A 12,483-nucleotide genomic window follows, 5' to 3' on the forward strand; every position below is an offset into this window, starting at 1 on the left:
GCACATGCCCGGACGAGCGCCGCAACGTAGAGTTTTCACAGGAGGCTGAGATGAATACATACACCACTGTGCCGAGCGGCGAACAGGTGGTCCAGGAACTGCCGTGGCGCTGGAAAGTGCAGGGACGGATTTTCCTGATCGGCGGACTGGGCTTCATGTTCGACGCCTGGGACGTCACGCTCAACGGCATCCTGATCCCGCTGCTTTCGAAGCACTGGCAGCTCAGCCCGGGCGAGGCCGCCTGGATCGGGGCCTCGAACCTGATCGGCATGGCACTCGGCGCCTTCATCTGGGGCACCATCGCCGACACCATCGGACGCAAGAAGGCCTTCACCGCCACCTTGCTGATCTTCTCGCTCTTCACCGTGCTGGGCGCCTTCTCCCCCGACTTCCTCTGGTTCTGCATGTTCCGGTTCATGGCCGGGTTCGGCCTGGGCGGCTGCATCCCTGTGGACTACGCCCTGGTGGGCGAATTCACGCCCCGCAAGCAGCGCGGCCGGGTCCTCACGGCGATGGACGGCTGGTGGCCGATCGGCGCAGCACTCTGTGGTTTCGTCTCCGCCGGCCTCATCGCGGCCTTCGCCGACTGGCGCCTGACCATGCTCGTGATGGTGCTTCCCGCGCTGCTGGTGTTCTGGGTCCGGCGCAGCGTCCCCGAGTCCCCCTTGTTCCTGATCCGCAAGGGCCGCCGCGAGGAGGCCGCCAAGGTCATCGACGACCTCGTCGACGCCACCGGCGCCGAGCCCCGCGCCTACAGCCTGCCCGAGGCCCTGGACGCCCCGCGGCTTTCCGCGGGCAGCGCGTGGACCCAGCTGAGCCTGCTGTGGAAGTTCAGCTGGAAGATCACGACGGCGGCCTGGTTGCTGTTCTTCAGCATCCTGCTGGTCTACTACCTGTCCCTGACCTGGATGCCGCGGATCCTGATCGGTGCCGGCTTCGAGGAGTACAAGGCCTTCCTCACGACGGCGTCCATGGCCGCCGTCGGGCTCCTGGGCGTGGTGGTGGCCGCACTGCTGGTGGAGCGGGTGGGCCGGAAGTGGATCCTGGCCGTCACCGGCCCGCTGTCCGCGCTGACCCTGGTGATCGTGGCGATCGTGGTGGACATCCCGACGGCGGCCGTGTTCTGGCTGCTGGTGTTCGGCTTCGTGGTCCAGGTGGCCATCCCCGTGCTCTACGCCTACGTCTCCGAGCTGTACCCGACCGAGCTCCGCGGCTCCGGCTTCGGCTGGGCCTCGACGTTCTCCCGGCTTGGCGCCGGCTTCGGCCCGCTGGTCTTCGCGGCGTTCCTGTGGCCCGAACTGGGACTGGCGACGTCGTTCGCCCTGGCCGGCGGGCTGGTGCTGCTGTCAGTGCTGTGGATGGCCTTCTTCTCCCCCGAGACCAAGCAGCGCCGGCTCGAGTAACGGTGTCCCCTCCCCAACTGGCCCGCAGTTGTTGTCGTATTGGGCGCCCTGAACGACGACAACTGCTAGCTACCTGGGGACTGGAGCGTAGCTGAGCAGAACGTACGACGGCGCCCCTCAGCTTCGCTGCTGGGGGCGCCGCCGCGCTTGTGTCGGTGGTGAACTACTGGATGCAGGTCACGTAGACCGTGAAGGCCGACGCGTTCGCTGCCTTGGACTGGGTCACTGTCCAGCCTGTGGGCACCCCTGTGGTTGGTACCGGCTTGCTTGAACTCACCGCGTTTTGGCTACTCTCGGTGATGGTGAAGCCTCCGGCCACCGCGACACGGCCGGCCGGGCACGCGGCCGTGGCCGACGTGTTGCTTCCGGTACCGCTGACAGTCACCACGGTCACGCTAGTCGAAGCTGCCGCTCCGGTGGCCCCTGTCGCGCCGATTGCACCTGTGGCACCAACAGCGCCCGTTGCACCAGCCGGACCAACTGCTCCGGCTGCTCCCTGCGCACCGGTGTCGCCCTTGAGGCCCACGGGGCCCATCGGACCCATGGCACCGGTCTCACCGGTTGCACCCGTGAGACCCAGGAGCCCCATCAAACCCTGGGAACCCGTTGCGCCGGTCTCGCCGACGTCACCCTTGTCGCCCTTGTCGCCCTGGAGGCCCATCGGACCCATGGCACCGGTCTCACCGGTTGCACCCGTGAGACCCAGGAGCCCCATCAAACCCTGGGAACCCGTTGCGCCGGTCTCGCCGACGTCACCCTTGTCGCCCTTGTCGCCCTTGTCGCCCTTGTCGCCTTGGAGGCCCATCGGGCCCATGGCACCGGTCTCACCGGTTGCACCCGTGAGGCCCAGGAGCCCCATCAAACCCTGGGAACCCGTTGCGCCGGTCTCGCCGACGTCACCCTTGTCGCCCTTGTCGCCCTGGAGGCCCATCGGACCCATAGCACCGGTCTCACCGGTTGCACCCGTGAGACCCAGGAGCCCCATCAAACCCTGGGAACCCGTTGCGCCGGTCTCGCCGACGTTGCCCTTCTCACCCTGCGCACCTGTGGCACCAATCGCGCCATCAGCACCAGCCGCACCTGTCGCACCAATCGCGCCATCAGCACCAGCCGCACCTGTCGCACCAATCGCGCCATCAGCACCAGCCGCGCCATCAGCACCAGCCGCACCAGTCTCACCCTGCGCACCTGTCGCGCCATCAGCACCAGCCGCACCAGCCGCACCAGTCTCGCCCTGCGCACCCACGTCGCCCTTCTCGCCCTGCGCACCTACGTCGCCCTTCTCGCCCTGCGCACCAGCCGCACCAGCGTCGCCCGGAACGCCCTGGGAACCGATGGCACCAATCGCGCCATCAGCGCCGGCCGGGCCCATGGCACCAATCGCCCCAGCCGGCCCAGCAGCGCCAGTTACGCCGGTGAGGCCCTGCAAGCCCGGCACGCCCTGGCTGTTCCAGGTGATCGGAGTCTCCTTTTTGAGGTCGCAGCCCGCGCCGGCGGAAAGCACCCGGAGTCCGCCGCCGTTGTTGTTGTTGTAACACCCCTTAATCTCACCGCTGACGGCGGTCGTTGTCCCCGCTGCATAGACCACGGCACCCGTGCCGAGCACGAGTGCCGCTGTAAGACAAAGAATTTTCGGACTGGTTTTGACAAAGCTGATTGAAGACATGGAATCCCCCCTGGTCAGGAAAAAATGGTTTCGAGGGCGCCTGACTATGGCCTAAATCGCACTGCAACCAGCGGCTTGCGGCTGTTCCGCTACCCGTCTTCCGTGGGGGGGCACCCGTCTTTTAGAAGCGGCCTACTTGTACCTCAGGAACTGCTCCGCGGCGAGCGCGGCCAGCGTGGACACGAGCAGCCGGCGCTCCACGACCTTGATGCGCTCGTGCAGGGACTCCTCGCCCTCGCCCTCCCCGACCGCCACGGCCTCCTGCGCGATGATGGGGCCCGTGTCCACGCCCGTGTCGGCCCAGTGCACCGTGCAGCCGGTGACCTTCACGCCGTAGGCGAGGGCGTCGCGCACCCCATGGGCACCTGGGAAGGACGGCAGCAGCGCCGGGTGGGTGTTCAGGTACTTGCCGCCGAAGGCATCGATGAAGTCGGCGCTGACGATCCGCATGAACCCCGAGGAGACCACGACGTCCGGCTGGTAGGCGGCCACAGCTTCGGTGAGCGCCCCGTTCCAGGCCGCCCGGTCCGGGTAGGCCTTGAAGTCCACCACGAAGGTCGGGATTCCGGCCGCGGCGGAGCGCTCGACGCCGTAGGTCCCAGGCCGGTCGGCGCCGACGGCGGCGATCTCGACGTCGAGCCTGCCCTCTGTCACGGCGTCGATGAGAGCCTGGAGGTTGGAGCCGGTGCCGGAAACGAGGACAACTATGCGCATGGTCCTAGCTTATGGGGCCGCTCGCGTAGGCTGGAAAACATGAATCCCCCGAACGACCCCGCCGACAGGCAGGACAGCCGGCGGAGCCAGCAGCCGCTCAGCGACGCGGCCAAGGCCTCCCTGCTGAAGACGCACATTCTGTTCCGCACCTTCGTCGTGGTGGTCCTGGGATCGTTCTTCGTGTACCAGCTGGACATCAACTACCTGTGGCTGAGCGCGATCCTCACCGCAGCCGCCATCGTGCTTGGCATCATGGTCCTCGTCCGGGCCGCGAAGCTCAAGGAGTCCAAGCTCGTGCTTTTCGGGGCGATTTCCGGGCTGGTGGTCGCGGCGGTGCAGGTGCTGCTGGTGCTGACCTCGGCGCTGTTCTTCACCCAGGTCCGGGACTACCAGCAGTGCGTCCGCCACGCCCTCACCGAGCAGGCCGCCTCCGGGTGCAGGACGCAGCTGGAGAAGTCGATGCCGGTGCAGCTACGCTAGCGCAGCGCCCCACATCCGGCGCCGAGCACCGAAAAGGGCGCCGCCGCGTCAGTTGGCGGCGGTTTCCAGGTCCGCTTCGCGCAGCTTCTGCTGGCGTTCCAGCCAGGGTCCCGCCGCGTAGCCGATCACGACGCCGATCCCCACCTCCGCGGCCACGAACAGCGCCGTCCGGAACGGGTCCGGGCCGATGTCCGTGAGCCGCCCCACGCCGGCGGAGCCGCGGGCCAGCCAGGCCAGCCCCGCGGCGAACAGCCCGGCAACGCTGCCGATCATGACGCCCAGGACCAGGGTGGAGGCCGCGGCGGTGAACCAGCGGGCGCGGATCTTGATTGACAGCCATTCGTCGAAGTGGTTTTCGCCTTCGCGCAGGAACCACCAGCCGGCCAAGGTCCCCGCGAGCACCGGCACCACCAGGGCGGCGAAGCCGTAGTCCAGCGAACCGGCGGGCAGGGCCGCGAACACCGGGATGGAGGGCAGCGGCCCGACGGCGGTGCCGAGCGACCCGGCCTGCGATCCGACGCCCAGCGCGAACCCGGAGCCGGAAATCCAGGCGAGCGCGAACACCGCAAGGTTGGGCAGGAAGCCGAGCTGCGCGATGGTGAGCACCGCTCCTCCCATGGCTCCGGCGTCGAGCGCTTCATAGACGGCGACGACCAGGTTCCAGTGGATGAACAGGTCGACGGCAAGCAGCACGCCGGACATCGCCAGGCTCGCCATCAGCGCCACGGAGCCGGCCTTGATCGCGGAGCCGAGGTAGGAGCCGGCCCAGCGCGAGTGCTGGCTGGTTTTGGACAGCCAGGCCACCGCGTCGACGCCGATCAGCCGACTCCAGGAACCGGCCTCCCGGCGGGCGCCGATCACCATGCCCAGCGCAAACGGCACCAGCGGGGCCAGCGCGGCGGCCCAGAGGCTGATGCCGACGTCGGAAGTGCGGCAGATGAAGCCCGTGGCCAGCCCGAAGCCGGCGTAGACGAGCCAGGATCCCAGCAGCGCCTGCCAGAGCTGGTCCGTGTAGGAGGCCCGGGCCAGCCGGCGGCCGGCACGCCAGGCGAACAGGAACGGGATGAGGGTCAATCCCAGCGGGATCAGCGAGAGGGCCCCCGGTTCCGGCCGGGCCGCGGCGCCGGCTCCCACGGTGTCCAGCATCAGCGGAACGCCGTGGATCAGCAGCCAGGCCTGGCCGGCGAGCCGCGCGAGGACATCGGCACCGCCGTGCTGGAAACCGGCCGTGGCCCACACCGCGATGATCGGGGCTGCCACCACCAGGGCGGAGATAACCGCGGCCTGTGCGGATTCGAGGGCTCCCTGCAGCCACAAGGGCATCGGAAGTCCACGTTCTCCGGTCTGATCAGCGCGCAGTTTCATCGTGTTCCATGGTGCCATGCACGGGCCTCCGGAACGGTCGCGACAGGCTCAAGAAACCCGAATTCGGCGCCGGGACTGAGCGAGCTTTTTCCAGAGGCCCGCCGTAAAATTGGAGTGTCCGCAATCAGTGGTTGGAGGCAGAAAATGACTACCGCATCTCCACATGCACATGGCATTCACTTCGGACGGACAGATGTTCAGAATGTCGGCATGGGTGTAGGTATCGTCCTCATTGTCGTAGGTGTCCTCGGGTTCATCCCGGGCATCACGACGCAGTACAGCGAACTAAGGTTCTTCGGGCCCGATTCCAGGGCCATGTTCCTGAACCTGTTCCAGGTGTCGATGTTGCTGAATATCGTTCAGCTCGCGATCGGCGCCACAGGCTGGGTCATGTCCCGGAACGCCATGGGCGCCCGGAATTTCCTCATGGGCTTCGGTCTGCTGTACATCGTCCTTAGCGTTTATGGGCTTATCGTCGGCGTGGGGTCGGCGGCCAACTTCCTGTCGCTGAACACCATGGACAACTGGACCCACATGGTGCTGGGCGTAGCAATGGTTGGCGCCGGTTGGCTGATGTCGAGGCATCTGGCTGACGACGCACAAACCCGGTAAGTGAACAACCGGGAAAAAGGGAGCCGCGAATGAGTAACGTTTCATAGCAATCTGAAAATTCGTACTACCTGCTGGTGCAGGCGCCTCGCGGTGGCTGCACCAGCTTCCCTATGTCCAGCGGACGACGGCGGACGGTTCCGTGGGTGGGCCGGGTGGGCGGGCGGCGGTCAAGGGCGGACGGTTCCGCGGGTGGGCGGTCAAGGTCTCCCGTCGATGAGCCTGAGCGATGATCGACCCTGTGAGTTCCGAGGCCTCCCCGCCCCCAGACCCCGCCATTCGCCGCAAACGGCCGCTAAGTACCCTCGCTTAGCGGCCATCTCCGGCGACTCGAGGACTCGCCGCTGCCCCGCCCTGCCCGGCCCTGCCCGCCTGGGCGCGCAACGGCGGTATCAGGCTCTGGGATCGGAGCACGGCAGCCCAGGCCGACGGTCCGCAGCCGGCGCTGGACCTCTTCGACCGGCTCATCCGTTGCCTCACGCTGTTCCACGCCCACCGCGGCGAGCCCGCCATTGTCGCCCTCAGCGAGATCCGAGGCCTCGACGGATCGGCACGAGCGGAGCACATTGCTGTCCGACACGCCCCACCCATGGGAGGGCAATCGGGCGGTCACAACCATGTGTACCGGCGTGGTGCCGGCTCGACGGCGGGCCGACGCCGGAAGAACTGGCCGACCGCTACGGACGCCTTTGCCGCCTCGGGCCGGGGCTTGGGCGAAGTGGCCTGCCCGGGCCGAGCAGACCGGGGTTTTACCGGGTGAAGCCGGGTGCGGCCTTGGTCTGCCGAGTGAACTGCGGTTTGCCGCAATCGGCCGCTAAGCGGCACTGCTTAGCGGCCGATTGTGGCAAATCGCCCACGCCCGAGGATCGCCCACGCCGGAGGGCACACCGTGCCCGCACGGATCGCCGCAACTAAAAGCGGATGAGGGAGTACGGCAGGCTCGGCAGGTTTCCCGCGGTCCACGGGCGCTCCGATTTTTCCGCCGGAACCTGGCCACGGCCGTCGCGGATGACAACCACCACCGTGCCAACGACCGCGAGCAGGACGACCGCTGCCAGGATGATCAGAAAGACTGCAATGGATCCAGTCATGTCCAACACCTCTAGGTTAATTTTACCGCCGTTGACTACTGCGAGAATGGCCAGATGACAGCCATCATTCTGGGGTGGAACCCTGAAAACTGGGACCGCTGGAACTACCCGGCAGCGGTAGCCCAGATCGGGTTGACCGGCCTGCGCGTGGAGCGTTGGGGCGTGGGCCAGCACCGGAACATCCCCGCCGGCGCCGATGCCTGGCTGGTCCTCCAGGGTGGCCACGCCGGCGGAATGATCGGCCACGGCGTGGTCGTCTCGGAGCATCCCGAACCCGCACCCGAGCTGCCGGAGCAGGCGGAGACCGGGACCGGGGAGCTGTCCGTGCTGGTGACTTTCGATGCCCTCCTCCCCCTCGGCGAACAGGTTCCCGCAGCAGTCCTCAAAGAGGCCGTGCCCAAAGTGCCGTGGGATGCGGTCCCCGGTTCCGGCGAATCCCTCGGGCCCAGCGACGAGGCGGCGATCCGGGCGGTCTGGAGCGACTTCGGGCCGCCGCATGGCCCCGATCCCACGCAGCCCGTCCCCGGCACCTACCCGGAAGCCGCGGTCACCCGGGTCCTCGTGAACCGCTACGAGAGAAGCCCGGAGGCCCGGCGCGCCTGCATGGCGCATCATGGCACCAGCTGCGCGGCCTGCGGGTTCTCCTTCGAAGTCGCATACGGAGAGATCGGCAAAGACTTCAGCCACGTCCACCACCTCGTGCCGGCATCCCAGCTGGGCAGCGGCTATCAACTGGATCCGGTCACGGACCTGGTGCCGCTCTGCGCCAACTGCCACGCCATGGCACACCTCGGCGTCGGCACCCCGCGCACGGTGGCCGAGCTGCGCCGGATCATCGGCGGCGCCGGGTTCCTGAGCGGAGGCACCGTCTCGCCCGGGGAACTCGAGGCCCAGCAGGCAGCACGGAAGATGCTGGGAGACTAGCGGCTTGTCCCTTGCAGCCCGTGCCGACAGCAAAAAACCGGCACCGCACTATGGACTTCCCGACGAAGAGCCACACAGACTGTCTACAACAGCTGACTTGGCGGCCCCGCCTTGCGCATTCAAGTCCGGCCGGGTTCTGTCAGCGGCGTCGTTGGGGGGGCTTGGCCGGATACCTTTTCCAGCATCGTGAAAGGACCGGATATGCCGGATGTGTCAGCATTCCTTCCGCTTGTCTCCACGCTCATTGGAGCGATCGTCGTCGTCGGCGTTATTTGGATTGCAACAAAACTGATGTGGAAGGTGGCCGAGCCGAATGAGGCCCTCATCATTTCGGGGCTGACCCGGGGAACCCTGGACACCAGGGAGGGCATGGACTTCAAGATCGTCACCGGCAAGGGGGCACTCGTATTGCCGGGGCTGCAGACCGTTCGGACCTTGTCCCTGACGCTGAACGAAACCGAACTCAAAGTCTCCTGCGTGACGTCCCAGGGCATCCAGGTGATCGTCGAAGGCGTGGTCATCTACAAGATCGGCGACGCCCCGCCTTTCATTGCCAACGCCGCACGCCGGTTCCTCGGCCAGCAGCCCAAAATGGAAAGTCAGGTGTACAACGTCTTTGAAGGGCACCTGCGCTCCATCATCGGCAGTATGACGATGGAAGAAATCATCCGCGAGCGAGACAAACTGGCATCGCAAGTCCGCGGCGCCAGCGGTGTTGAAATGGAAAAGCTCGGGCTGGTGGTCGATTCGCTGCAGATCAAGGACCTCCAGGATCCAACGGGCTACATCCAGAACATCGCCAAACCGCATATTGCCCAGGTCAAGATGGAGGCTCGCATCGCCGAGGCCACCAGGAACCGTGAGGCAGCGGAAAAGGAAGCCGAAGCGGAGGCCCTGATCGCCGACGCACAGAGTATCTCGGCGATCCGGCAGTCCGTGGCACAGGCCAACGCCGAACGGGCCAAGGCAAATGCCGCCCAGGCCGGGCCGCTCGCCGATGCGACAGCCCGCCAGCAGGTGGTGGTCCAGGAGACTGAAGTGGCCAAGCTCGAGGCGGACCGTGAGGAGCAAAAGCTGCAGACCACCGTCCGCAAGCCCGCCGATGCCAAGGCCTATGCCAAGCGCACCGATGCCGAAGGCCAGAAGTCGGCCGACATCAGCGCGGCCGAAGCGCTGGCCCGGCGCACGGAACTCGAAGCACAGGTCAACGCCAGGCGTACGGAACTGCAGGCCCAGGCCAACGCCACGGCGGCGGCAGCCGCGGCCGGAGCCACCCGGGTCACCGGCGAAGCGGAGGCGGCGGCCACGAAAGCACGCGGTGATGCCGCTGCCTCCGCCATCAAAGCCAAGGCCTTGGCCGAGGCGGACGGCATCAAGGCACGCGCCGAAGCCCTTGGAACCAACCAGGAGGCCGTCATCTCCCAGCAGCTCGCCGAGAACATGCCCGCCATCGTCGCGGCCGCAGCCGAACCGTTTGCCCATGTCGGGCAGCTCACCGTCCTCAACGGCGGCGAAGGCATCAACCGCATGATCGGCGGGATCCTGGCCCAGGTGGGGGATTACCTTCCGGCCCTCCGATCCGCGCTCCGGAACGGCAAGGAAGCAACCAAACAGCCCCCGAAAAGCCCCGATGCATAAAGACGTTGACCGCAGCCTCACCGGCAGAATCGGACGGGTTACGGGACGCATCGGGCCGGGCACCATCGGAGAAGTCATGCTGCCGTTCCGGGGCGGCACCAGCGCGTTCCACGCCCACCCCTTCGACAAGACCAGTGTCTTCGCAGTCGGCGAGGAGGTCCTGGTCATCTACTACGAGCCGCCGCAAACCCTCTACGTTGATGAACTGCCGGACGTCCTCAAGAAGGGCCCGGGCGGTTGAGAAAAATGTCACCGGTAGGTGAGGAGGCGTAGTCCGGGGCCTGGATCAATGCCCTCGTCCTCCGCCACAAGAAGCAGCAGGGACCGGGCTTCCTCACCACAGGCAGCACACCCGATCAGGTGGGCGCGCATGGCCGGCATGCTCGCGGCTGTGCCAGCCAGCACCTGCTCGACATACTCGTCAATCTGCTCGAAGCAGTCATCGCAGGACAGCCAGGGCTCTGCGGCCACGGTGAGCCGGGCGGCTGCCTCCCTCGACAACGTCCGGTGCGATCTGGTCATAGGATCCCCTCCTTCGCTGTGGTGGGCACCAGGTAACCGTCAACCGTCAACCGCGTGCGGAGCCGGCCCCGGGCGTCGTGGAGCGTCTTGTACAGGGCATTGCGCGTGGTGCCCAGCCTGTCGGCGAGAACATCGACCGGTACGTCGTCAACGAGCAGCGCCAGCACCACCCTTCGCTGATGCGCAGTCAGCACCTGGTCGATGGCGCTGCTGACAGCGTTGGAAAAGTCGGCTGCTTCGGCAAGCTGTTCGGGGGAGGTCCCGACGGCGGCCGGCTCCGGCATGTTCTCCAGCGGGACCTCGCGGTTGCGCCACAGGTTGCGTCGGACCTCCACGGCGGCGTGCAGGATGCCGAATTTGTAGGCCCAGGTGGTGAACTGGCTCCGGCCTTGGAAGCTGGGTAGCTTTGCCAGCACCGCAACCATGGCTTCGTCCGCCGCCTGGTTGACCAAATCGTCCCAGCGCGCCTGGCCGATGGCCGGCAGCCGGGACAGCATCTGCGACACCTGATGGCGGGCGGCCTTCAGCAGGAGTCCGTGCAGCCTGGCCAACGCCTCGTCGCGGCCCGGTCCCGGCGAGCTGAGCAGCTCCACCCAAGTGTCCCGGACTCGTTCCGTCCGCACAGGATCCGCATCCGCCAGCTCGGGGCCATCCAACGAAGCCATCGGCTCACTCCCGCCATCCGGGGTCAGGGCGCGGCCCGAGAATTCGGGCAGCCAGTTCCGGCGGGCAGCCGCGGTCCACCAGATTGAGCAGGGCATGAATGTCCGTCCCGGGCGTTGCTGCCAGCAGGTGCGCCAGACTATCAGGAAATCCTGCCGACCGCAGTAGCCTTCGGCGCCAGGCGACGGTACTGTCCTGGTCCCTGCCACCGGCTTCCGGTGAGTGGATATTCCCATCGGCCGCACCGGCGGCCGGGGGGACAGAGTGATGGTTTCTCATATCCAGTTAGTGTCTGAGGCGTCGGCCGTCTTACCCGGAAAACTGAAGGCATTCCGTGCAGCCCGTACCCGGATCCCCCCGCCCCCAAGATCCGGCGGCCCCTCTCCGGTAAGATCCGCCGTCGAGCCGCTACTAACTTGCCATGGACGTCTTCGCCCAACCGGCACACTTCAGCAGCGTCAGCCATTCCCTGGCCCTCCGGAGGCGCCGGTGTTTCCCCAACGCAAAGACAGGAAGACATGTCATGAGTTACTTCACTTCGCGTCCGCGGCGCCTCTGGAGTGCCGCGCCGCTGGCCGTGCTGGCCTTGCTGACCGGTCTGCTGATCGCCTACTCCCCGGCGCAGGGCCTCCAACCCGCCGCTGGCGCCCAGGAGGTGCCTGTTCTTGCCCTCGCCCACGATCACTCCGCCAGCACTGACGCCAATTCCGGCCACATTCCCGCTTCGCAGACCGCCCTCCGCCAGAGCATGCGCACGCTGTGGGCGCAGCATATGGAGTGGACGCGGCTCGCCGTCGTCGACTTCGCCTCCGGCTCCGCGGGCTTCCCCACTACCGCCTCGCGGCTGCTGCAGAACCAGGTGGACATCGGCAACGCGATCAAGCCGTTCTACGGCAGCGCTGCCGGCGGGCAACTGACCACCCTGCTGAAGGGCCACATCACGGACTTCGTGGCCCTGTTCCAAGCGGCGAAGGCCAATGACCCAGCAGCCCTCAAATCGGCAACCACCGCCGTCTATGCGAACGCCCAGGAGATCGCCGACTTCCTCGCCAAGGCCAACCCGAAGTTCTGGCCGCAGAAGGCGATGCGGGACATGATGAAGGGGCATATTGACCAGACCATCGTGTATGGCGGCAACGAATTGACCGGGAGGTACGCCCACGGCATTGCCGTTTACGACCAGGCCGAGGCACACATGATGATGATGGCGGACGCTCTCAGCGCCGGACTCATCGGCGCCTTCCCCAGCAAGTTCCACTGACGGAACGATTCCGCTGACGGGCCACTGACCCCGTCGCCGCGGTGCCTTCCCCAGCAAGTTCCACTGACGGAAGCCGGGCCACCCGCACCACCGGAAGGGTGGTGCGGGGCTGCCGCGCCCTCCTGTTAACCCACTCTTCCCCCACGC

At 66.8% G+C, this 12,483-nt stretch carries 13 protein-coding genes; 7 read left to right on the forward strand and 6 right to left on the reverse strand.

Going from position 1 to position 12,483, the window contains the following annotated elements; genetic code table 11:
* The first annotated feature begins 50 nt into the window (after positions 1-50).
* Positions 51-1,403, forward strand: a complete 1,353-nt coding sequence (locus ACVWZ8_RS02425) for an MFS transporter (protein ID WP_456503667.1) — start codon at positions 51-53, stop codon at positions 1,401-1,403.
* A gap of 163 nt (positions 1,404-1,566) precedes the next feature.
* Here the strand turns inward: ACVWZ8_RS02425 and ACVWZ8_RS02430 are convergent, their stop codons facing one another.
* Positions 1,567-3,069 carry an exosporium protein gene (locus ACVWZ8_RS02430; protein WP_456503668.1) on the reverse strand — a complete coding sequence of 501 codons (1,503 nt, stop codon included), beginning with the start codon at positions 3,067-3,069 and terminating at the stop codon, positions 1,567-1,569.
* A gap of 132 nt (positions 3,070-3,201) precedes the next feature.
* Positions 3,202-3,783: a phosphoribosylglycinamide formyltransferase gene (gene purN / locus ACVWZ8_RS02435; protein ID WP_426976420.1), complete on the reverse strand. Its 582-nt coding sequence runs from the start codon at positions 3,781-3,783 to the stop codon at positions 3,202-3,204.
* 39 nt (positions 3,784-3,822) lie between these two features.
* Here purN and ACVWZ8_RS02440 point away from each other — a divergent pair, with 39 nt between their 5' ends.
* Positions 3,823-4,263, forward strand: coding sequence for a hypothetical protein (locus ACVWZ8_RS02440; protein ID WP_456503669.1), 441 nt, complete (start codon positions 3,823-3,825; stop codon positions 4,261-4,263).
* A gap of 48 nt (positions 4,264-4,311) precedes the next feature.
* Here the strand turns inward: ACVWZ8_RS02440 and ACVWZ8_RS02445 are convergent, their stop codons facing one another.
* The gene (locus tag ACVWZ8_RS02445; RefSeq protein ID WP_456503670.1) at positions 4,312-5,628 is read right to left on the reverse strand and encodes a cell division protein PerM; all 1,317 of its coding nucleotides are present in this window, start codon (positions 5,626-5,628) and stop codon (positions 4,312-4,314) included.
* 144 nt (positions 5,629-5,772) lie between these two features.
* On the opposite strand from ACVWZ8_RS02445, the gene ACVWZ8_RS02450 reads away from it, so the two are divergent.
* Positions 5,773-6,240 (forward strand): DUF4383 domain-containing protein, encoded by a 468-nt coding sequence (locus ACVWZ8_RS02450; protein ID WP_426976417.1) that lies wholly within the window; start codon positions 5,773-5,775, stop codon positions 6,238-6,240.
* A 908-nt stretch (positions 6,241-7,148) separates the two neighbouring features.
* Here the strand turns inward: ACVWZ8_RS02450 and ACVWZ8_RS02455 are convergent.
* Positions 7,149-7,328: a hypothetical protein gene (locus tag ACVWZ8_RS02455; protein WP_426976416.1), complete on the reverse strand. Its 180-nt coding sequence runs from the start codon at positions 7,326-7,328 to the stop codon at positions 7,149-7,151.
* Between the two features lie 54 nt (positions 7,329-7,382).
* On the opposite strand from ACVWZ8_RS02455, the gene ACVWZ8_RS02460 reads away from it, so the two are divergent.
* The 3 genes from ACVWZ8_RS02460 to ACVWZ8_RS02470 all read left to right on the forward strand — a co-directional run bounded on the left by ACVWZ8_RS02460 (position 7,383) and on the right by ACVWZ8_RS02470 (position 10,131).
* Entirely contained in the window at positions 7,383-8,252 is an 870-nt protein-coding gene (locus ACVWZ8_RS02460) for an HNH endonuclease (RefSeq protein WP_456503671.1), read from the forward strand.
* 201 nt (positions 8,253-8,453) lie between these two features.
* Positions 8,454-9,890 carry a flotillin family protein gene (locus tag ACVWZ8_RS02465; protein WP_426976414.1) on the forward strand — a complete coding sequence of 479 codons (1,437 nt, stop codon included), beginning with the start codon at positions 8,454-8,456 and terminating at the stop codon, positions 9,888-9,890.
* Positions 9,883-10,131, forward strand: a complete 249-nt coding sequence (locus ACVWZ8_RS02470; RefSeq protein WP_426976413.1) for a hypothetical protein — start codon at positions 9,883-9,885, stop codon at positions 10,129-10,131. The genes ACVWZ8_RS02465 and ACVWZ8_RS02470 overlap by 8 nt, the downstream gene beginning before the upstream one ends.
* An 8-nt stretch (positions 10,132-10,139) precedes the next feature.
* Here ACVWZ8_RS02470 and ACVWZ8_RS02475 read toward each other — a convergent pair whose 3' ends face one another.
* On the reverse strand, positions 10,140-10,412 hold the full coding sequence (locus ACVWZ8_RS02475; protein WP_456503672.1) for a hypothetical protein: 273 nt from the start codon (positions 10,410-10,412) through the stop codon (positions 10,140-10,142).
* A complete protein-coding gene (locus ACVWZ8_RS02480) occupies positions 10,409-11,173 on the reverse strand; it encodes an RNA polymerase sigma factor (protein ID WP_456503673.1) in 765 nt (254 codons plus the stop codon). Before ACVWZ8_RS02480 ends, ACVWZ8_RS02475 begins: the two co-directional genes overlap by 4 nt.
* A gap of 425 nt (positions 11,174-11,598) precedes the next feature.
* Between ACVWZ8_RS02480 and ACVWZ8_RS02485 the strand changes: the two genes are divergently transcribed.
* Positions 11,599-12,336: a hypothetical protein gene (locus ACVWZ8_RS02485; protein WP_426976411.1), complete on the forward strand. Its 738-nt coding sequence runs from the start codon at positions 11,599-11,601 to the stop codon at positions 12,334-12,336.
* Positions 12,337-12,483: the final 147 nt, after the last annotated feature.

This window comes from Arthrobacter sp. UYCu723, from assembly GCF_054059215.1.

Bases quoted from the DNA above. Each gene is read 5' to 3' on its own strand.
- ACVWZ8_RS02480 (WP_456503673.1), bottom strand. From the start codon at position 11,173: ATGCCCTGCTCAATCTGGTGGACCGCGGCTGCCCGCCGGAACTGGCTG.
- ACVWZ8_RS02440 (WP_456503669.1), top strand. From the start codon at position 3,823: ATGAATCCCCCGAACGACCCCGCCGACAGGCAGGACAGCCGGCGGAGC.
- ACVWZ8_RS02470 (WP_426976413.1), top strand. From the start codon at position 9,883: ATGCATAAAGACGTTGACCGCAGCCTCACCGGCAGAATCGGACGGGTT.
- ACVWZ8_RS02455 (WP_426976416.1), bottom strand. From the start codon at position 7,328: ATGACTGGATCCATTGCAGTCTTTCTGATCATCCTGGCAGCGGTCGTC.
- ACVWZ8_RS02485 (WP_426976411.1), top strand. From the start codon at position 11,599: ATGAGTTACTTCACTTCGCGTCCGCGGCGCCTCTGGAGTGCCGCGCCG.
- ACVWZ8_RS02450 (WP_426976417.1), top strand. From the start codon at position 5,773: ATGACTACCGCATCTCCACATGCACATGGCATTCACTTCGGACGGACA.
- ACVWZ8_RS02465 (WP_426976414.1), top strand. From the start codon at position 8,454: ATGCCGGATGTGTCAGCATTCCTTCCGCTTGTCTCCACGCTCATTGGA.
- ACVWZ8_RS02430 (WP_456503668.1), bottom strand. From the start codon at position 3,069: ATGTCTTCAATCAGCTTTGTCAAAACCAGTCCGAAAATTCTTTGTCTT.
- ACVWZ8_RS02475 (WP_456503672.1), bottom strand. From the start codon at position 10,412: ATGACCAGATCGCACCGGACGTTGTCGAGGGAGGCAGCCGCCCGGCTC.
- ACVWZ8_RS02460 (WP_456503671.1), top strand. From the start codon at position 7,383: ATGACAGCCATCATTCTGGGGTGGAACCCTGAAAACTGGGACCGCTGG.
- ACVWZ8_RS02425 (WP_456503667.1), top strand. From the start codon at position 51: ATGAATACATACACCACTGTGCCGAGCGGCGAACAGGTGGTCCAGGAA.
- purN (WP_426976420.1), bottom strand. From the start codon at position 3,783: ATGCGCATAGTTGTCCTCGTTTCCGGCACCGGCTCCAACCTCCAGGCT.
- ACVWZ8_RS02445 (WP_456503670.1), bottom strand. From the start codon at position 5,628: ATGAAACTGCGCGCTGATCAGACCGGAGAACGTGGACTTCCGATGCCC.